Genomic DNA, 20,560 nt, shown 5'->3' with positions numbered 1-20,560 from the left:
GTTTTAGTTGATTTCACATCAACAATGTTTTTTACAAAAATCCTTTTTTAACGAAACGGTTGATCGCTTCAGTAATACCAATTTTATTGATGGTTTTGATAGCTGAAGTAGAAACTTTCAGTGTTATCCAACGGTCTTCATCAGGAATATAAAATTTCTGAAGTTGTAAGTTGGGATAAAACTTACGTTTAGTTTTAACGTTTGAGTGAGAAACATTAAAACCACTCATTGCCTTTTTTCCGGTTAAATCACAAACTCTAGACATGCCTTTAATATATATATATTTAAATTGTTCTTCGCTTAATTTTTTAAGAGTGTGCAAATATCACAAAAATAATTGTAACAACCAATACTACACGAGATTATTTTTGAAAATAATGCAGAATTTGTGCGCTCTCCGGCTATAAAGGTATACAAATTCCTGTAAATAAACGTTGCTGCTTATTCTGAGCAGGCTACACCATACAGCGAAGCCTCTGATCAGGTAAAATTTCCATTAATAAATATTTATATACCTTTCGAATAAATTATATTTGAGTAATATAGCACACTAATAATTGTACACGTACACGAATAATAGTTTTAGCACACGAATAATTGCACAACCAAATCATAACTAGCACAACCAAATAATCATTTTATGCAAATCAAATCTTTTGCCGAATACGAAGAAACGTATAGGTTTAGCGTGGAATGGCCCGAAAAATTCTGGGCCGGAATAGCTGAAAACTTCCTCTGGAGAAAGAAATGGGATAAAGTTTTGTCCTGGAATTTCTCTGAACCAAATATCAAATGGTTTGAGGGCGCAAAGTTGAACATTACTGAAAACTGCCTGGACCGCCATCTGGCGAAGAACGGGGATAAGCCTGCCATTATCTGGGAGTCTAACGACCCTGAAAAATCAAGTATTACCCTTACTTATAAAGTGCTGCACGAACAGGTTTGCCGTTTTGCAAACGTCCTGAAAAAAAACGGCGTCGTAAAAGGTGACCGGATCTGTATCTATATGCCGATGGTACCTGAACTTGCCGTGGCCGTACTGGCCTGTGCACGTATCGGTGCCGTGCATTCGGTGATCTTTGGTGGTTTTTCCGCTAAATCAATTGCTGACAGGATCAATGATTCTGCCTGTAAACTGGTAATTACTGCTGACGGATCTTTCCGTGGCAGCAAACAGATCCAGCTGAAAGAGGTGATCGATGATGCACTGATCGGATGCCCTACAGTGGAGAAGGTGATCGTACTTACCCATACCCGCACACCCGTGTCGATGCTGAAAGGGCGCGACCTCTGGTTCGAAGATGAGATCAAACAGGTGGATACAGATTGTCCGGCGGAAGAAATGGATGCCGAGGATATGCTCTTTATCCTATATACTTCTGGTTCTACCGGCAAGCCCAAAGGTGTGGTACACACCGTTGGCGGTTATATGGTATATGCAGGTTATACGTTTAGCAATGCCTTCAACTACCAGCCGGATGAAGTTTTCTTCTGTACTGCAGATATCGGCTGGATCACCGGTCACTCCTACATTGTATACGGCCCGCTTTCGCAGGGAGCAACTACGCTGATGTTTGAAGGTGTGCCTACGCACCCTACACCATCAAGGTTATGGGAAGTGATAGAAAAACACAAAGTAAATATTTTATATACTGCACCTACGGCTATCCGCTCGCTGATGAGCTATGGTACTGAACCTTTAAACGAAATAGACCTGAGCAGCCTGCGCGTACTGGGATCTGTTGGTGAGCCCATCAATGAAGAGGCATGGCACTGGTTTGATGAAGAGGTAGGGCACAAGAACTGCCCGATTGTGGATACCTGGTGGCAAACGGAAACCGGTGGACTGATGATTTCGCCTATTGCCTTTGTGACACCGCTGAAACCGGCCTGCGCTACTTTGCCTCTGCCGGGCATACAGCCGATCCTGGTAGATGAGCAGGGAAATGAGATTGAAGGCAATGGTGTAAACGGTAACCTCTGTATCAAGTTCCCATGGCCGGGTATGCTGCGCACTACCTATGGTGATCATGAGCGCTGCAAGCAAACCTATTTCTCTACTTATCCTGATCTGTATTTTACAGGTGACGGTTGTATGAGGGATGAGGACGGCTATTACAAGATCACCGGAAGGGTGGATGATGTGATCAATGTATCAGGACACAGAATTGGTACCGCAGAGGTAGAAAATGCGATTAATATGCATGCCGGTGTAGTAGAAAGCGCGGTTGTGGGTTATCCCCATGAGATCAAGGGCCAGGGTATCTTTGCTTTTGTCATCTATCCTAAACTGCATAATGAGTCTGACCTCACCAAAAAGGATATCCTGCAAACGGTAACCCGTGTGATTGGTGCAATAGCTAAACCTGACAAGATTTTATTCGTTACCGGTCTGCCGAAAACGCGCTCCGGTAAGATCATGCGCAGGATTTTGAGAAAGATCGCTGAAGGTGAAACTTCCAATCTTGGTGATACAAGCACCTTGCTTGATCCTGCTGTAGTAGAGGAGATCATTGAGGCTGCTAAAAAGCTGTAAACCCACAAAGTTCCTGAGCCTGTGTTTATGCAGGCTCTGCCATAAAACAAATACTTGTCCCAGGTGTTGTTAGTGTAGTTCAATAGTAAACTAAAAACATACTACCATGGATAAGTTAGAATTAAAAGGAAAGTGGAACGAATTAAAAGGTAAAGTGAAACAGGCTTATGGCGATCTTACTGATGATGACCTGAAACATGAAGAAGGGAAAGATGATGAGCTTTATGGAAGGATTCAGCAGAAAACAGGTAAGACACGCGATGAGGTCATTGATTGGCTGAAATCTTTATAATGGATAAAAGAAGTCCGAATCATATCAATTGATTCCGGCAAGCAAAAAAAAATGGTATATGATTTTTCATATACCATTTTTTTTTGATCTGAGATTAGTATCCAAATATTTGCTCTAAAGTCAGCGTATTCAGCTTACCAAACTTTTGCATATCTTCAGCTTTTACCTTTTTATCAGAGGCAACGATACAATAACTGTATGGCTTATTGGCCACGTTGCTTTGATGAAAGGTTTTGATGTCTGCAAAGGTTAAAGGCTTCAGGCCATTGTATTCATCGATCCTGGAATCGTGATCAAGGCCCAATCTCTTGTCGGCATAGTAATGCGTGATGATATCGTCTTTTGTGACTCTCGAAGTTTCAATGGCATTGAGCGCACTGTATTTTGAAGATTCAAAGTTTTTATCCGATTCAGGCATCACATTCAGCAACTCATTCATTGCAGCCACGGCATCCGGCATTTTATCAGCCTGGCTCCCTACATAGGCCACCATTGAATAATCCTTCGTGTTTTTATCAGGAGTGGCGTAGTAAGCAAAGGTTGAGTACGCCAGGGCTTTGGATTCGCGGATCGTCTGGAATACAATTGATCCCATTCCACCACCAAAATAACTGTTGAATAACGAGATTTTTGCAGCTTGTGACGGATCATACTTGCCGTTGTTCCTTACCCAGCGGATTTCAGATTGTACCATATCGTAGTTGGCAAAGTATACCTGGTTGTCTGTGCTGTTGGTATAGCTGAATTTTTGTGCCGCTGCGGGTTCAGTAAATGCTGAAGGCAGGGTATGTACCTTTTCAATGTTTTTGGTAAATACGTCAAGCGTTTCAGGTCCGTAATAATTGATGCTGTGTTTGTAGTTTTTCAGGTGATGGATGATGTCCAGCAGCTGCGCAGAGGTCATTTGTTTCACCTCGTCATTGGTCAGCGCAAAGTTTGTAGGGTTCTGCGGCCCGTACTGGGCGTAGCTCATCAGGCCTGAAAGAATTGCCGCCTTATTCAGTTTCGTGTTTTCCCTTGATTTAAGGATGCTGCTTTTTAGTTCAGTTAAGGCATTTTCATTGGCCTTGCAGTTTGCAAATACATGTTCTACAAGGTTTACCGCCTGGTCAAAATTCTCCTGCAGGCCGCTGATGGTGATCGTAGTTACATCATTGGTCACATTGAAAGAGTAATTGCAGGCGATGTTATAAAACTGCTTGCTAATCTCCTCAGCAGTATATTTATCAGTGCTCAGATATGTCAGATATTTGGCCGCAAAAGGAGTCATCTTATTGTTCCAGGTGCCCATATCAAAACGGTAGCTCAGGGTAAAAATACTGTTTTCCTTATTTTGGACAGCTACCACATCGGCAATGCCGGCCTTACCAAAGTTAAGGTCTTTGCTGTAATCCAGGAAACGTGCCTCTATTGGTTTTGATGTTGCCGCTAGCAGGTTTTTAGTGAAATCTGACGTTTCATTGGTATTTGTTTTAACCGCAGTGATTGCCGGTTTCTCCACTTTCTGTATGGTTTTATCTTCACCCTTGTGTTTCAGGATTACCACGTAGTTATCTTTGAAAAACTGGTTGGCAAAGTCCACAACCTCTTTCTTGGTCACCTTAGCCATAGCGTCAGGATTGCCCAAAGATTTGTCCCATTTGGTTGCGCGGTTCATGATAAACTCATTCGTGATCGTTTCAGCGCGGAAATCGTTTTTATCGAAAGACTGTAACAGGGCCAGTTTGCTGTTTGCTACAGTAGCTTTGATCAGGCTTTCATCAAACGCTCCCTTTTTGAGCAGGGCGATCTGGCCAAGCAGCAGCGCTTTCGCTTCTTCAAGCGTTTGTCCCTGTTTAGGCTGTGCCAGTAAGATAAATGTACCATAGTCTTTCATCTGCTGATATCCCGCGCCAGAGCTCAATACCCTTTGTTTTTTATTCAGGTTGATATCCAGCAGGCCTGCTTTATCATTTGAAAGGATACTGCCAATCAGGTCAAGCAACATGCTCTGTCTGGTATTTTCTGCGTAACCCCTGTAGCCAATCCGCACTACCTCGGCGCTTGGGCCATAAATATCGGCAGTCTGGATTTTGATCAGTGGTTTTTCCGGTGCCGGGGCATAGGCCGCCACAGGTTTGGATTGCATAAAAGAGAAAGCTGCATCAACCTTTTTGATCATCTCGTCCGGTTTGAAATCGCCCGACAGTACCAGTGCCATATTGTTCGGTACATAGTATTTGTCATAGAACTTGCGGATTTCTACCAGTGAAGGGTTTTTAAGATGTTCTACCGTACCGATGGTAGTTTGTTGTCCGTAATTATGCGTAGGATAGAGCAGCGCATTTAATTTCTCATTGATCTTCCAGCTGTCATTGTCCAGTCCGCGGTTTTTCTCTTCGTATACGGCTTCCAGCTCAGTGTGGAAAATCCTGAATACCGGTGCACGGAAACGCTCGGCCTGCAGGGCAAGGAATTTATCGGTAGCATTGGAAGGGAAATCTTCTTCGTAAACCGTTTCCTCATACCAGGTATGGGCGTTTGTAATCTGTCCGCCAATAGATTTCATCATCTTATCATACTCATTGGCAATAGAATAATTTGATGCTTCTCCGGAAGTTTTATCTATTTCTGCGTAGATTTCTTTGCGTTTTGCAGGGTCGGTAGTAGCGTGGTACTTTTCATACAAGGCTGATACTTTATCCAGCAGCGGCTTCTCTTTAGCGTAGTCCATGGTGCCAAAGCGATCGGTTCCTTTGAACAAAAGATGTTCAAGGTAATGTGCAAGTCCGGTTGCAGTCCTTGGGTCGGTATTGCTGCCGGCTCTTACGGCCATTCTGTACTGGATGTTTGGTTCTTTCGTGTTCTCAGAGAGGATCACTGTTAATCCGTTCTTCAGCGTGTAAAAGCGGGATTTTGTAGGATCGTTGGTCACGTACCTGTAGGTATATCCGGCGGAGGAGGCGGTTTTCCACTGGTATAGGGTTTGTGCCATCAGGCCAGTCCCGCAGATCAGGAGGCACAGGAGCATTAATAAGTTTTTTTTCATTTTCAGTTAGTTTGTTTTTTAGTTGTGATGAAGCTTTCATGAGGTACCGCATTTTTTTATAAATGGTAAGCTCATGAGGTTTCATTTTTGGTCAGTTAATTTTTTGTCTTTCTTTGTCCTCATCAGGAACGCTTTTGCCCGGTATTGAACGGTTATTAGGCTATGACGTTCTATTGTTCATTTAGTTACAGAAATTGATAGATGATGTTGGGTTAGTCTTTAACAAGTTTACTCAAATATACTTTTGAAAATGAAATTATCACAGTTTTATACTATAATCTTGTACTTTTACCCTCATGAAGAAACAGCATTCCAGACCCAATATTTTAGTAGTAAATGATGACGGTATTACTGCGCCGGGGATTAAAAATCTGATTGAAGCAGTAAAAGAATTGGGAAATGTAGTTGTTGTTGCGCCCGATGGCCCTCAATCGGGCATGGGACATGCGATCACCATAGGGAAGCCAATGCGTTTCAATAAGGTAGATCTGTATGAAGGGGTAGAAATGTACAAATGTTCAGGCACGCCGGTAGATTGCGTCAAGCTTGCCGTAAATAAAATCTTTAAGGGCAAAAAGCCCGATCTGTGTGTATCTGGTATTAACCACGGACTAAACAACTCGATCAATGTCATTTATTCGGGCACGATGTCTGCTGCCGTAGAAGGGGCGATCGAGGGTATTCCATCTATTGGGTTCTCCCTGGATGATTACGCTGAGGAAGCAGATTTCAGTCACTGTCTCAAATATGTAAAAAGCATTGCACAGCAGGTACTGGACAATGGTTTGCCGCAGGCTACATTGCTGAATGTGAACTTTCCTAAAGGAAACGGAATCAAAGGGATTAAAATCTGCCGTCAGGCGAATGCGAAATGGGCAGAAGAATTTGATGAGCGCCAGGATCCCTATGGCCGTCCTTATTACTGGTTAACGGGTGTGTTCCAGAATAATGATAAGGGAGAAGATACCGATGTATGGGCCCTTGACCACGGTTATGTTTCCGTTGTGCCTGTACAGTTTGATCTTACCGCGCACCATGCGATCCCTTTGCTAAACTCATGGACATTTAATGATTAACCGCATCCGCAATAGCGTATGGGCCGGCTTTGGGATCGGCCTTGTTGTACCTGGCCTGCTGATTTCCATTGTATGGTTTGTTATGCACCGCGTGGCGATGCTGGCAAAGGCAGACCTGCTGCTGATCGGCTGCATTGCAGTGAATGCCCTGCTGCTCAAATATTTTTTCAAAATCAATAAAGAAAACACGGGAAGAGGAATTCTGAGTGCCACATTTATCTGGGGCTTTCTTTTCTTTTTCTATAAAATATCGCAGTCATGAAGTATTATCTTGTAGCCGGTGAGGCATCAGGCGATCTGCACGGCGCCAACCTGATGAAGGCGCTGAAAGAAGAGGATGCTGGGGCGGATTTCAGATACTTTGGCGGTGACAAAATGGAGGCCGAAGGTGGTAAGCTGGTAAAGCACTATGCCGATATGGCCTTCATGGGCTTTACCGAAGTTGTCCTGAATCTTCAGACTATCCTCAGGAATATGAAAACCTGCAAGGAAGATATCAAAGCATATGCTCCTGATGTACTGGTACTCATTGACTTTCCTGGCTTCAATCTCAAAATTGCTGCTTTTGCAAAGGAGCACCATATTAAGGTGTGTTATTATATATCCCCAAAAGTATGGGCATGGAACCAGAAGCGGGTATTAAAAATTAAAAAGGTTGTCGACAAGATGTTTTGCATCCTGCCTTTTGAGGTTGATTTTTATCAGCAATGGGGGATGAAGGTAGACTATGTAGGTAATCCTTTGCTTGATGAGAAGTCGGCATTTGTGCCGGATGCCAGTTTCCTCAGCAGGAATGGGCTGAACAACACGGAGATTATTGCACTGCTCCCGGGAAGCCGTAAACAGGAGATCGAAAGATTACTCCCGGTAATGCTTAGCGTGATCAGTAATTTTCCGGATCAGCAATTTGTGGTGGCCGCAGCGCCCAGTTTCCAGCCTGCTTATTACGAGCAGTTCAACGGCGCTGAAAATGTGAAGCTTGTATTCGGGCAAACCTATGATTTGCTGCAGGTGGCAAAAGCTGCTGTTGTTGCCTCGGGAACAGCCACTTTAGAAACGGCGTTGTTTAAAGTTCCGCAGGTAGTGGTTTACAAAGGGGGGGCAATTTCAATTGCAATTGCCAGGATGCTGGTGAAAATCAGATTTATTTCACTTGTGAACCTGATCATGGATAAAAAAGTGGTTACTGAACTGATTCAGAATGACTGCAATACTGAAAACGTCACTGCAGAACTTAAAAGCTTGCTCAATGGGCCCGAACGAGCGGATATGTTGGAAAGCTATATGGATTTAGCTAAAATTATGGGGGATCCCGGTGCCTCTGGCAGAACGGCCAGGCTCATTACTAAATACCTGAGAAAGTCCTGATGATCGCAAAGGTATGATCAGAACAGGTATTCCGCCGGGCAGATGTTTATCAGATTGCTAGAGGTCCCGACTGGCGGTCAAACCAAAGCTGATCAGGCCGACTTTTTCAGGAGCAGGTTATTGATCCGGGTCAGTACATCTTCCAGATCAAATGGTTTACTGATGTAATCGTCTGCGCATACCTGTGAACTCATCTGTTTGCTTCTCGGATTTGCAGACATCACGATCACCGGAATATGTTTGGTAAACATATCACTTTTCAGGTCGTCACAGATCTCAATGCCATTTCCATCCGGCAGCATCACATCGATAATGAACAGGTCGGGCAGTGCATCCCTGAGTTTACTTTTTAGTTCACTCACAGATGAAGAAAGCTGCAGTTCATATCCTTCATTTTTCAATAAATATTCGATAATATACCTGATGTCGCCATCATCTTCAAGTACGTGTATCCGCTTAGTCATATTTGATCCTATATTTTTCCAAAGCTAAATTGCTATCAAACATTGTTCCAATACAGGCTTAAAATGAATGACGATACTGCGATGTTACATTGATGAAAGATTAGCTCTTTGCGACAAGGCATTTCCGGAACGCACAAAATATAATGGTTGTTCCAGTACGGACTTGAAATGAACGGCGATACTGTCAGGTTACACGAAGGATAATCTTTGCAAGAGCGTATTTCCGGAAAGCAGAAAGCAAAACAAAGGCTGGTCAGATTTCTCTGCCAGCCCTGTATTTATAAAATTCTAAGCTTATACTGCGTCAATTGCTTCGCGCAAAGCTTTTGCAGCAGCAGCAGGGTCTTCTGCTCCATAAATTGCTGCTCCGGCAACTGCAACGATTGCACCTGCTTTAATTACATCAGCAACATTACTGATGTTAACACCACCTGCGATCGAAACCGGTACACCAGCACGCGCTGCTTCGTCGATCAATACCTGAATAGAATATCCTTCAGTCCATTGCTCATCCAAACCTGCGTGAAGTTCAACAAACTCCGCTCCCAGGGCAGTTACTTCCTGTGCGCGTTTTACGCGATCTGCTACACCGATCGTGTCCACTACAACACCTTTTCCATGTGCTTTACCTGCTTTGATTGCGCCCGCGATTGTTGCATCACCTGCAGCTCCAAGTACAGTAACTAAATCTGCTCCTGCTTTGAAAGCGATATCTGCTTCCAGCTCACCTGCATCCATAGTTTTTAAATCGGCAAATACCAGTTTATCCGGATGTGCAGCTTTCATTGCAGTCACTACTGCAATACCTTCATTTTTGATCAGGGGAGTGCCCAGTTCAATAATATCAATATAAGGAGCAATTTTTGCAGCCAGTTCTAATGCGTCTTTCGTTGTTAATAAATCTATTGCGACTTGTAATTTTGCCATGATGATTGTTTTTATATGTGTTAATAATTGTATGGTTATTCGAGATTTGCGTGCCTTTTCCATAATTCTTCGGCAGGCGTGCCGTCGGCCGCCCATAGTGTCTGGAAAATGGCATCTGTCAATAAGAGCACAGCCTGTTCAAATAAGCTACCTGCATATTGCGCGGAGATTGTTTTTCCATGATCCTGTTTCTGCGCGGCAGGAAGGATCAGCACCAGGGATGACAAGGTTGCCAGTGGCGATGTGTTAGTGGTAGATATCGCGGCTACGACTGCCCCTGTAGCAGCAGCTTTTTCTGCAGCTTTGACAATTGTACTCGTAGTTCCTGAGCCCGAAGCAGCGATGAGGAGATCTCCCTCCCTGATTGCTGGAGTTGTGGTTTCGCCAGCTACAAATACGGTAAGTCCAAAGTGCATCAGCCGCATAGCAGCCGAGCGCAGAGCCAGGCCAGAGCGGCCCGCGCCGATCAAAAATATACGGTCGGCATTCTCAATATAGGGGATCAGAAGCGCAATCTGCTCAAAATCAATTTGCTCCGCCAGTTTAAAGTTCTCTTCCAGGATCATCCTCAGATTTTCCTTAATTCCTGTGGCGTTTTCCTGTTGAATGGTTTTACTCATATTCGTTTGTATGATGATAGCCTTTGCTCCAGCTGCGCCAAAGGTAGCTCTGCCCCGGGCCCTTCACGTTATACTATATGCGCATTATGTGGGACTATCAGGAAACATCTTCCTTTTCGAATCATCCTAATGCCATAATAAAAAGGCTTTTGGAAATAAGTACACCTCAATTTCCGGATAGTCCAATGTAAGCTCACGGGATAAAGTATCTTTGGATAATGAATACGGAAGCACCCTCACTGGAAAAATCATTGATCTATATCAGGAACCTGGAAAATTGCCCTCCCAGTTATCTGAATGATCCCGGCAGAAAAGATTTTTTTGAGATTGTCTGGCTTCAGAATGAACTGCCACTGCATACTGTAAGGGAGGGGGAAGAAGCCGGCAGGGGAGACTGGATCTATCTCATTCCGCCCTACCGTGTGCATCAGCTGAATAAAGCCGGTAAAAATGGGATACTGCTTTCTTTCAAACGCGATTTTCTCGAAGAAGAAGATAAAGAATTTTACCTTGATCTTTTTAAGATGTTTAACATTCAGGGTGAATTTTCCTGTCTGCCCCTGGCCGTTGCCAGCGCAGCAGAGCTGAACAAGGTTTATCTGTTGCTGGAGGAAGAGTATCTGGTGCAGTCGGGCAGTTTCCTGATCCTGAAAGCCCTGCTTAAAGTATTCCTGCTAAAGCTCATCAGAATCAAGGAACACGTATTTACAGCGCAGGATGTAAATCAGAAAAGGGTATATGAGTTTATGATGCTGCTGGAAGAAAACTACCAGCAGGAGCGCAACGCTGATTTTTATGCCTCGTTGCTGGGAATCAGTTCCAAACGCCTCAACCAGATATTGAAGGAGAAACTTGACAAGACAGGTATGCAGCTGATCCATGACCGCATTATCCTCGAAGCAAAGCGCCAGATTATCCACAGTGAAAATACATTAAAGGAGATAGCGTACGATCTGGGGTTCAGCGACCGCCCGTATTTCAGCAGGTTTTTTAAAAAGCAAACAGGCTCTTCGCCCGAAGATTTTCAGAAGCAGGCCAGGAACCATATCGAATCCAAATTAAATACACTGGTGGATTAGCAATACCTCGCGATTATTTTTTAGATTTATTATAAAATTTAAGAATAATGAAGAAAATTGCTCTCGTCCTTTTTGCTGCCGGCGCACTCTCGGCCTGCAATCAAAAACAAAAGACAGAAACTGTTGCGGCTAACCCACAATTTGCCAGAATGCTGGATCAGTATTATGAAGGATCGCTTAAACTCTATCCGCTGGGAGCCACTTATATTGGTGATAACCGCTATAATGACCAGTTGCCCAATGATGGTTCCGCGGCCTATATCAGTACGGTGAAGAAATTCAGCCAGCAATATTCAGACAGTTTAAAAAATTACGACAGGACAGCCCTTAATGAAAATGATGCCTTGTCATATGATGTATTGAAAGATCAGCTCGATATGAACATGGAAGGTCTGAAATATCATTTTGAATACCTTCCTTTTAACCAGTTTTATGCCTTGCCGCTTACCATCGGTCAGCTTGGTTCCGGCACGGGGGCACAGCCCTTTAAAACCGTAAAGGATTATGACAACTGGCTGAAACGCGTTACCGCATTTTCAGTTTGGGCTGACACTGCTACCGCCAATTTCAGAAAGGGAATGGCTGCGGGTCTGGTTTTGCCGAAGGCCCTGGTGGTAAAAATGTATCCGCAGTTGCTCAGCATGGTGGTTAAGGATCCTAAAAAGAGCTTGTTCTATGGCCCTGTAAATTTGCTGCCAAAAGAATTTTCTGCTGCGGATAAAAAGAAAATCACCGGCGAGTATGAAAGCGCTATCCTAAACGTTATTGTGCCCACCTATAAAAAACTTGGGGAATTCCTTCAAAACGAATATCTTCCAAAAGCCCGTACTACATCTGGTTATTCGTCAATGCCCGGCGGAACAGACATGTATACTTATCTTGTTAAACAGCAGACTACAACCACAAGGACCCCCGAAGAGATTTACCAGACCGGACTGAAAGAGGTGGCGAGGATACGCTCGATCATGGACAGCATTAAAAATAAAACAGGCTTTAAGGGCGATCTCAATGCTTTTTTTGAGTACATGAAAACTGATCCCAGGTTTATGCCCTATAAAACCCCTGCACAAGTTCTTGCTGCGTTCGACGATATTCATAAACGCATGGAGCCCAATCTGAAAAAGATGTTCAATGTAACGCCAAAAACGCCATTTGAAATCCGCCAGACCGAGGCTTTCCGTGCGGCATCGGCCAGTGCAGAATATAACCAGGGTTCTGCGGATGGCAAGCGCCCGGGAATTTTTTATGTACCGATCCTGGATGCCAAGACATTCAATACCACGTCCGGTATGGAATCGTTGTTTCTCCATGAGGCTATTCCGGGGCACCATTATCAAATTTCACTGACCCAGGAAAATACAAGTTTGCCAAAGTTCCGCCGATTTGGGGGGCATAATGCCTATGTAGAAGGTTGGGCATTGTATTGTGAATCGCTGGGAAAAGAGCTCGGCTTATACACTGATCCATATCAGTACATGGGCGCACTGGGTGACGAGATGCACCGTGCAATCAGGCTGGTGGTAGATGTTGCCATCCACACGAAAAACATGAGCAGGGAAGAAGCAATTAAGTATATGATGGCTAATGAGCCTGCCAGTGAGCAGTATGCCACTGCAGAGATTGAACGTTATATGGCCATTCCCGGACAGGCGCTAGGTTATAAAACAGGTGCGATGAAGATCAGGGAACTGAGAAACAGGTATGAGAAAAAGCTGGGTGCCAAATTTAACCTGGCAGAATTTCATACGCAGGTACTTAAAGATGGCTCACTGCCCCTGAGTGTCTTTGAATCCAAAATGGATAACTGGGCAGGAAAGCAGTAGTAGAATTATATTGGAAAGCCCCTGAATAGTCTCTACCTTTTGGGTACTTCTATTTCGAGGGCTTTCCAGTTTTACCCTTTTAAGCCAGGTGTTTCTCACAAAGCTTTAACAGATCATTCAGATCAAAGGGCTTGGCAATAAAATCGTCGGCAAGTGCTTCAATACTGCTTTCTCTGGCAGTTGCATGTGCCGACATGATAATCACCGGTATGTCCCTGGTCTCAATACTCTGTTTGAGCTTACGGCACAACTGTAAACCATTGCCATCTGGTAACCTTACATCCATCAGGATCAGGTCTGGCAACAGGTTTAGTAAATTGATTTTGAATTCCTTGGCATTCGCAGCGACATGGACATCGTAGTCCGACTGCTGTAAAATATACTCTATCACATCACGGATAGCTTCATCATCTTCTATGATCTGTATCAATTTGGACATGTTTCAAATGTAGGTATTATTGAATAATTATTAAACATCTATCAGTGTACATATGGTTGGGTTTAGTGCCTGCTCTTATCTAAGTGGCCTGCAGCTGTTTTTCAATACTCGCAACTAAATCGTTGAGGTCAAATGGCTTACTGATAAAATCATCTGCCAGTGATTCTCTTCTGATCTCAGCTTCGTTTGAATGCGCAGACATAATAATCACGGGTATGTGTTTGGTCTCTTCGTTGTTTTTGATGTGGCTGCAAATTTCCAGGCCATTGCCATCCGGGAGCATTACATCAACCAGGTAGAGATCTGGAAGGGGCTCTTTGAGGCTGGCGGCGAACTGTTTTACATTAGCAGACAACCGAACTTCATAATCAAAATCCATTAGAAAAAATTCTACGATATACCTGATATCTTCATTGTCCTCCACTACATGTATGTATTTCTTCATTTCTTTTGATTATCAGTTCATGAAAGACAACGGAAAGAAGAAAAAATAGTTTTGTTTATTCTTCTTTAGGGCCAATTGAGCGTAAAAACAAAAGAGGGATTGCCTTGCGGCAACCCCTCCTTTTTAATAAAATCCAGAAGGATATTTATTTTACGTCCCAGAATATTTTGGTTAATCTGGTGTCTTTTGGTCTCACTTTAGAGTAATTGCTGTTGTTAAGAATCTCCGAAGTTGGGTATAATAACCTTGCAGGCGGAGTTTCAAATCCGTTCAGTTTACCGGCAGAAGGGAAGGTAAGTGCAGGGATTTTTGTTCTTCTCACTTCCGCCCAGGCCTGTTTGCTTTGCAGGAAGCTGAAACTTGCCCATTTCTGGGTGTAAATTTTAGTCAGTTTATCCGCACTTGAACCTGTGTACGCTACGTTCGCAGCAGTCAGGAAAGTCGTTACATCAGTAGGTGTAACAGTTGATCCTTTGCCCAGGCTGTTCAGGTAATAATAGAAATATACAGATTGCTTAACTGCTGTTTCGTAAGCAGTCTGTGCTACACCACCGCCCCATCTTTCAAAAGCCTCAGCTTTCAGGAAGTTGGTTTCAGCTGCTGTGAAAACTATTCCGGGCAGATTTTTATTCTGAAGGAATGTTGCTGAATCCAGGATTGAATACGATGTGTAGGCCGTGTCAGTCTGACCAGTTGTATAAGTGATAGGCATAGCCCTGAAAGTTTTGTTTGGCACAAATGTACCATTCACAGTTTTTCCGTACTTATCATACATTACCGGAATCCTTGGGTCATTTGCAGGAAGCAATACCTTGTTTAACAGGAAATCAGTTGCATAAAAGCTATTGATTTCGGTTAATGCACTGTTCAGGTTGTCGTTATTCGTAGTCAATGGTGTTAACAACACGTCACTTGTAGCCGGGCTGTACGCAGCCACATTTCCACCATCAAGCAGTGGATATTGCGCACTGTTGGCCAGCATGGTACCTACAGCAGCTTTCGCCGTTGCTTCGTCAACATTGGAGATACGCATCAATAGACGTAAGCGAAGTGAGTTTGCATACCTTCTCCATTTGTCTGTACTTCCGGCAAGCAGAATGTCCTGTTTTGTAAATGAAGCATTGGTGGTTGCTGAAGCGAAAAATGTAGCAGATGCATCCAAATCACTGATGAAAGAAGTATACAAAGCCTTTTGATCGTCAAAATTTGGATTAACGATGGTACTTGATGTTTCAAGGCTACCTGTTTCAGAGTAAGGAATGTCGCCCCAAAGATCTACCATTTGTGCTGCCTGATCAATCAACTGAATTTTTGCAGCTTCCATAAATACCCTTTGACTTGCCTGATCAGCAGCCGAAAGTGCTTTGTAGGTTGTTTCCATCTGGCGATATAAAGCCATTGGGCCACTGCCATTTCCAGCGCTGTAATAGAAATCACTCCAGTATTGGTTAATATAACTGTCGCTTTGTTTGTATGAATCATTTGAATTGTAGTATGAAGCTGTTTGTGAATAAACAGCTGGTTGTACCAAAAGGAAAGTACGTACATTCCAGTATGCCGGTCTGATCCGGTCATTGTTCAGTAATGCGGTAAAAAAGGTCGGGATACTTTGTACCGACGATTGCTCAGGGTTATTATATTGTTCTTCCAGGGTTTTCTTACAGGCACTAAAGGTAGCTGCAATGAAAAGCAGGAGAAATATGTTTAAGAATACTTTTTTCATTTTGATAATTTTAAGATCGTGAATTAAAACTTAGCGTTGATAGAGAAACCATAACTGCGTGTTGCTGGTAAAGATCCTTCATCCACACCCTGTTTGTACCATTGGTTACCAACCACAGTTTCAGGATCAAGATTTTTCAGGGTTTTCCAGAAATACAACAGGTTCCTTCCTACTAATGAAATTCTCAGGTTAGACATACCCATTTTTTTAGAAATGCTGTTAGGTAAAGTATAACCTAAAGTTACTTCTCTCAATTTGATAAAGCTGTTATCATAAATAGCTCCTTCCTGATTGTTTGAGGTTGCTGAGGCAGCAAATTCATTTTCATAGTAGTTTGCTGCATCGATGATTGTCGTGTTTGGCTGTCCGTTAGCATATACTCCCGGAAGGATCAGACCATCATGGTATACTTTTTCGCCATTAGGACCAGCAGTTTGTGTAACAGGAATCTGAGCATAGGTACCAGCAGTATTTACATAGTAAGTTAAGCCACCATGTTCTGTATCACGGTACTTCAGTGTGCTCTTATACATACCTGCTCCCAATGCATATTTCTGCGGAGACGACACCAACTGACCTCCAAAGCGATAATCTACCATCACGTTCAGGGAGAAGTTTTTGTAACCAAATGTATTTGCAACACCACCGGTTACACCAGGTTGTACCTGTCCCGCTTTGACATAGCGTGACGCATCAACCACATGGAAACCATCAGAGCTGATCACGTTTCTGCCGCTGGCATCAGTTTGTAACGGATTAACCAGGATTGTACCTAATTTTTCACCAGGGGTAACCACAACTTTAATTGCGTTACTTTCTGCAGAATATACACCAATCTCGGTAATGCCATTACCTAATGAGTAAGCTTTAGTCGTATTTAATGCAACATTTGCTCTTACATCCCATTTAAAGGCACCTGTTAAAGGCGTTCCATTCAGCGCAAGTTCCCATCCCTTATTCCCGATTTCACCAATGTTTACAATTTGTGAACCAGCACCAGTACTAGGTGCAACTGTTAAATCCAGAATGATGTTTTTGATCCTGTTATTGTAATATGTCAGATCAAATCCAAACCTGTTTTTAAACATTCTGGTTTCGATACCAAATTCTTTTTCATATTTTTTCTCAGGCTTTAAAGTACTGTTTCCATAGGAAGCGTCAATTTGCGATTGAGGAACGGAACCGGTAACCGTCTGTAACGATCGCAACGAATAGAGAACGTTGGAAGAATAAATGTCTGCTGGATTACCAACGACACCGTAAGAGGCTCTCAGCTTACCAAAGCTAAGGAAGGATGGCATACTTGTTTTAAAAGCGTCAGACCACACAAATCCTGCATTTACAGAAGGGTAGAAATATGTGTTGTTCTCTGTTGGAAGAGTTGAAGCGGATTCGTTACGTGCCGTACCTTCTAAAAACAGGTAATCTTTGTAATTGAAGTTCAAAATACCGAAATAACCATATTTAGTCAGCTCTTTTCTGGAAGATGATGTATTCAGGATACCCGTTGAGTTACTTAATGAGAAGAAGTTCTCAATAACCAATCCGTTGCTGGTGCTTGAAGACTGATCATTGTAACGCTCTTTTCGTGTTGTGAAACCACCGCTTGCAGAAAAGTTAAGGTCTTTAGCAATTTTATTTTCATAAGTAAGTAATGCATCTGCATATACAATGGAATAGATTCCTTTTGTAACACCATAAGAACCAGTACTTACTCCATTGTTGAACGCAACAGGATATTCGTTGTACTGTCTGTCTTCGATGTTTTTGCCTGTATAATCATTACCGATACGGCCTCTGAATTTCAGGTTTTTAACCACTGACCAGTTTAGCGAGGCACTGGTGTATAAACGGTTTTCGTTTTCATCGTAAGTGTTTTTTTGAGTACTCCAGAAATAGTCATACAGGTTTGGCCTTACGTTAAAAGTGAAAGCTTCAGCCGGGTTTCTGTTCGTTTGATTAAAAGGCACCCATTTGTAACCTGCTGATGTCTGGAATTTTTCGAGGATCAGATTTGTATCTTCTTCCCTTCCAAAGAAACCATCATAAGAGGCAGCAAGTCTGTTTGTCAGATATGGCCTGTTATGCGTAATGGTATTCACGTAATTCGCGATCAGGTCAATACTCACTTTAGGAGAGATGTGAATCGTACTGTTTAAAGCAAAAGTGTTTTTCTTTTGGTTAGATTCACGTTGGATACCATTGTAGTCCAAACGCGAAGCTGATAAACGGTAATCAACTTTATCAGACTGGCTTGAGATTGAAACATTGGCTAAAGAGCTATAACCCTGTCTGAAGATGTTTTTGTAATTGTCCGGTTGTGGAGAGTATGCACGAATTGAACCGTCCCACCATCTTACCTGCTGGCCTTCCATTTTAGGTCCAAAGTTGTTATAGGCTCTGAAATTTGGACGGAACCCAGCTGGTGATGCTGCATCTGCAAAAGTACCATCTTCAAGTGCGCCAACTGAAAGATTTGTCGCTCTGTCATAACCCTGGCCGTAAACATTCTGGTAATCAGGTAAAAATGCAGCGTTTTCAATTGTTCCATAATAATTGAAATCAATTCCAAGCCCTTTGCCTTTAACACCTTTTTTAGTTGTAATTACGATTACACCTGCAGTTGCGTCAGATCCGTAAAGCGCTGTTGCACTTGCACCTTTAAGTACTGTCAGGCTCTCAATGTCCTCAGGATTTACATCCAGGATACCATTTCCCCTAACGCGCTGATCATCATAGAAACCACCATTATTAGGACCTGCCGCACTACCATTTGTGCCATTTCTCAAAATAACCCCGTCCACAACATATAATGGCTGTGCGTTAAAGTTAATGGAGTTGATACCACGAATTTGTACGTTTACCGCACTACTGGCACCACCTGGAGAGGTGTTGATCTTCACACCAGCCGCCTTACCATACAATGCGGAAGCAAAGTTAGTGTTACCCGCTTCAGTCAGTTCCTTTGCACTAACTGTGCTTGATGCATAACCTAAAGCTTTAGCTTCTCTTTTGATACCGAAAGCTGTTACTACAACCTCATTTAACTGACTGTTGTCTTCAGCCAGTTTGACATTAATGGTAGTTTGATCGCCTACAGTAACCTGTCTGGCTGCAAAACCTACCGCGCTGAATCTCAGTACATCACCTTTTCCTGCGCTGACGGTAAACTTTCCGCTGGCATTGGTTTGTGTGCCGGCAGACTTTCCTACAATGATAACGCTTACATTGGGTAGGGGACCAACGTCATCAGTTACCGTTCCGGTAACAGTGATTTGTGCAAAAGCAGCATTTGCCAGAAAAACCAGCGTCAGCACTAATGTACACTTAAAAAACATGTAAAATTTTTGCATACTTTTTGATTGTTTAGATAAATTGATTTAGTTAAAGGATTGTGTTGATTGGTTATTTATTATTTGGGTAATGTATTGGCAATGAGGGGGCTGAAGGGGTATTCTGACTAATGTAATTGCTAAGTGAACTGCGGTTTATACGAAAAACTCTTTACTGATATGTTCAATAGCAAGAGCTGCGGAGCCAACCAGCTGGGCATCGAAGCCCATTTTAGATATAATGATTTCGGTACCTTCAGTGATTGTTGGAATACTGTAGTCGTTGATGGCCTGCTGAACAGGGGGCAACAGGAACTTGCCTGCCTTGCTGGCGCGACCGCTCAAAACAATCTTCTCCGGGTTTAAGATATGGATCAAAATAGCGATTGCCCTGCCGATCTGATATCCTGCATAGGATAAGAGTTTGATAGACAATGAATCTCCTTTCATTGCTTCTGCAATCACCGCGGTAATCTCAACCTTGCCGTTCTCAATCTTAAGGCTGGTAAATGCGCCGTTATTGATCTCCTCCAGTGCACTGTCTTCGATGGTGATCAGTGAAGCCTGTGTTTCCAGGCAGCCTCTTTTGCCGCAACTGCAGATCTTATCATTATCAAAGATCGGAATATGACTAAACTCACCTGCATATCCTTTGAAGCCCCGGTAGATCTTGTTATTGATAATCATCCCCAATCCGATACCCCAGCTCAGGTTAATCACCATAGCCTCGCTGTTGGTTTTACCGATACCAAATTTCAGTTCCGCAAGGGCAATTACGCTGGAGTCATTGTCGATAAAAACCGGTAAACCAAGATCCTGAGTTAATTTATCCCGCAGGGTGATCTCTTCGGTGTGTAAAAAGCTGCGGTTGTTACCGTCCTGTACGTCTACAAAACCTGGCATGGATATTCCGGCCGCAAAGATCTTACCCCGCTGGATCCCGGAATTTTCGATAAATGTGTTTGTGTCTGCAATCAACTTCTCTAAAGCAGAGGGATCATCATTCAGGTTGATTTCTGTTTCAGCGATCTCTGTAACAAAAGTTCCGCTCAGGTCTGCGATCACCATTCGGGTATAGAACTGGTCCATCGCTACCGAAAGAATGTAGTTCCTGTCGGACACCAGTGAATACACCACCGGCCTTCTGCCACTGGTAGATTGCGCAAAACCTTTCTCAACAATCCATCCTCCTGAAATCAGTTCTTCAATATGTTTGGTGATCGTAGGAATACTCGCTCCGGTGACTTTGCTGATCTCCAAAGAACTGACTAACCTATTAAAGTATATCGCTTTAATGATAGACAGATGTGCGTCGGATAATGTGAGAGTGAGAGTCGACATCGTTAATTTTTTTCTAAAACTAGAAAACAAAATTGACACTTTAAAATTTTTAGGTTAGTTTTTAAAA

At 43.1% G+C, this 20,560-nt stretch carries 17 protein-coding genes; 7 read left to right on the top strand and 10 right to left on the bottom strand.

Going from position 1 to position 20,560, the window contains the following annotated elements; all coding sequences use genetic code 11:
• Nucleotides 1-31: 31 nt before the first annotated feature.
• Entirely contained in the window at nucleotides 32-265 is a 234-nt protein-coding gene (gene rpmB, locus FN831_RS25165; RefSeq protein WP_037437638.1) for a 50S ribosomal protein L28, read from the bottom strand.
• A 375-nt stretch (nucleotides 266-640) separates the two neighbouring features.
• Here rpmB and acs point away from each other — a divergent pair, with 375 nt between their 5' ends.
• Together acs and FN831_RS25155 are read left to right on the top strand one after the other, a co-directional pair.
• Complete coding sequence (gene acs, locus FN831_RS25160) at nucleotides 641-2,536, top strand: acetate--CoA ligase (RefSeq protein WP_142530980.1); 1,896 nt, start codon at nucleotides 641-643, stop codon at nucleotides 2,534-2,536.
• Nucleotides 2,537-2,642: 106 nt separating this feature from the next.
• The gene (locus tag FN831_RS25155; RefSeq protein WP_142530979.1) at nucleotides 2,643-2,828 is read left to right on the top strand and encodes a CsbD family protein; all 186 of its coding nucleotides are present in this window, start codon (nucleotides 2,643-2,645) and stop codon (nucleotides 2,826-2,828) included.
• A gap of 94 nt (nucleotides 2,829-2,922) precedes the next feature.
• Here the strand turns inward: FN831_RS25155 and FN831_RS25150 are convergent, their stop codons facing one another.
• The gene (locus FN831_RS25150) at nucleotides 2,923-5,856 is read right to left on the bottom strand and encodes a M16 family metallopeptidase (protein ID WP_142530978.1); all 2,934 of its coding nucleotides are present in this window, start codon (nucleotides 5,854-5,856) and stop codon (nucleotides 2,923-2,925) included.
• Nucleotides 5,857-6,152: 296 nt separating this feature from the next.
• Between FN831_RS25150 and surE the strand changes: the two genes are divergently transcribed.
• Genes surE through lpxB form a run of 3 tightly spaced genes read left to right on the top strand, consistent with a single transcriptional unit; the run spans nucleotide 6,153 to nucleotide 8,300 of the window.
• Nucleotides 6,153-6,932 (top strand): 5'/3'-nucleotidase SurE, encoded by a 780-nt coding sequence (gene surE / locus FN831_RS25145; protein WP_142530977.1) that lies wholly within the window; start codon nucleotides 6,153-6,155, stop codon nucleotides 6,930-6,932.
• Nucleotides 6,925-7,194 (top strand): stationary phase survival protein SurE, encoded by a 270-nt coding sequence (locus FN831_RS25140; RefSeq protein WP_142530976.1) that lies wholly within the window; start codon nucleotides 6,925-6,927, stop codon nucleotides 7,192-7,194. Before surE ends, FN831_RS25140 begins: the two co-directional genes overlap by 8 nt.
• Nucleotides 7,191-8,300 (top strand): lipid-A-disaccharide synthase, encoded by a 1,110-nt coding sequence (gene lpxB / locus FN831_RS25135; protein WP_142530975.1) that lies wholly within the window; start codon nucleotides 7,191-7,193, stop codon nucleotides 8,298-8,300. Before FN831_RS25140 ends, lpxB begins: the two co-directional genes overlap by 4 nt.
• Nucleotides 8,301-8,392: 92 nt before the next feature.
• Here the strand turns inward: lpxB and FN831_RS25130 are convergent, their stop codons facing one another.
• The 3 genes from FN831_RS25130 to hxlB form a co-directional block, all read right to left on the bottom strand.
• On the bottom strand, nucleotides 8,393-8,764 hold the full coding sequence (locus FN831_RS25130; RefSeq protein ID WP_142530974.1) for a response regulator transcription factor: 372 nt from the start codon (nucleotides 8,762-8,764) through the stop codon (nucleotides 8,393-8,395).
• 294 nt (nucleotides 8,765-9,058) lie between these two features.
• Nucleotides 9,059-9,691, bottom strand: a complete 633-nt coding sequence (hxlA, locus tag FN831_RS25125; protein WP_142530973.1) for a 3-hexulose-6-phosphate synthase — start codon at nucleotides 9,689-9,691, stop codon at nucleotides 9,059-9,061.
• A gap of 35 nt (nucleotides 9,692-9,726) precedes the next feature.
• Nucleotides 9,727-10,311 (bottom strand): 6-phospho-3-hexuloisomerase, encoded by a 585-nt coding sequence (gene hxlB / locus FN831_RS25120; RefSeq protein WP_142530972.1) that lies wholly within the window; start codon nucleotides 10,309-10,311, stop codon nucleotides 9,727-9,729.
• A 218-nt stretch (nucleotides 10,312-10,529) separates the two neighbouring features.
• Here hxlB and FN831_RS25115 point away from each other — a divergent pair, with 218 nt between their 5' ends.
• Together FN831_RS25115 and FN831_RS25110 are read left to right on the top strand one after the other, a co-directional pair.
• Complete coding sequence (locus tag FN831_RS25115) at nucleotides 10,530-11,390, top strand: helix-turn-helix domain-containing protein (RefSeq protein ID WP_142530971.1); 861 nt, start codon at nucleotides 10,530-10,532, stop codon at nucleotides 11,388-11,390.
• Between the two features lie 47 nt (nucleotides 11,391-11,437).
• Nucleotides 11,438-13,213 carry a DUF885 domain-containing protein gene (locus FN831_RS25110; protein WP_142530970.1) on the top strand — a complete coding sequence of 592 codons (1,776 nt, stop codon included), beginning with the start codon at nucleotides 11,438-11,440 and terminating at the stop codon, nucleotides 13,211-13,213.
• A gap of 79 nt (nucleotides 13,214-13,292) precedes the next feature.
• Here the strand turns inward: FN831_RS25110 and FN831_RS25105 are convergent, their stop codons facing one another.
• The 5 genes from FN831_RS25105 to FN831_RS25085 all read right to left on the bottom strand — a co-directional run bounded on the left by FN831_RS25105 (nucleotide 13,293) and on the right by FN831_RS25085 (nucleotide 20,493).
• Nucleotides 13,293-13,652, bottom strand: coding sequence for a response regulator transcription factor (locus FN831_RS25105; protein ID WP_142530969.1), 360 nt, complete (start codon nucleotides 13,650-13,652; stop codon nucleotides 13,293-13,295).
• Nucleotides 13,653-13,731: 79 nt separating this feature from the next.
• Nucleotides 13,732-14,097, bottom strand: coding sequence for a response regulator (locus FN831_RS25100; RefSeq protein ID WP_142530968.1), 366 nt, complete (start codon nucleotides 14,095-14,097; stop codon nucleotides 13,732-13,734).
• 145 nt (nucleotides 14,098-14,242) lie between these two features.
• Nucleotides 14,243-15,820, bottom strand: a complete 1,578-nt coding sequence (locus FN831_RS25095; protein ID WP_142530967.1) for a SusD/RagB family nutrient-binding outer membrane lipoprotein — start codon at nucleotides 15,818-15,820, stop codon at nucleotides 14,243-14,245.
• A 23-nt stretch (nucleotides 15,821-15,843) separates the two neighbouring features.
• On the bottom strand, nucleotides 15,844-19,173 hold the full coding sequence (locus FN831_RS25090; RefSeq protein WP_142530966.1) for a SusC/RagA family TonB-linked outer membrane protein: 3,330 nt from the start codon (nucleotides 19,171-19,173) through the stop codon (nucleotides 15,844-15,846).
• Between the two features lie 135 nt (nucleotides 19,174-19,308).
• Nucleotides 19,309-20,493, bottom strand: coding sequence for an ROK family transcriptional regulator (locus tag FN831_RS25085; protein WP_142530965.1), 1,185 nt, complete (start codon nucleotides 20,491-20,493; stop codon nucleotides 19,309-19,311).
• Nucleotides 20,494-20,560: the final 67 nt, after the last annotated feature.

Source organism: Pedobacter westerhofensis (genome assembly GCF_900182595.1).
Classification (GTDB): Bacteria; Bacteroidota; Bacteroidia; order Sphingobacteriales; family Sphingobacteriaceae; genus Pedobacter; species Pedobacter westerhofensis.
The sequence above is the reverse complement of the archived record's forward strand: the minus strand, read 5'-3'. Positions and strand labels throughout refer to the sequence as shown.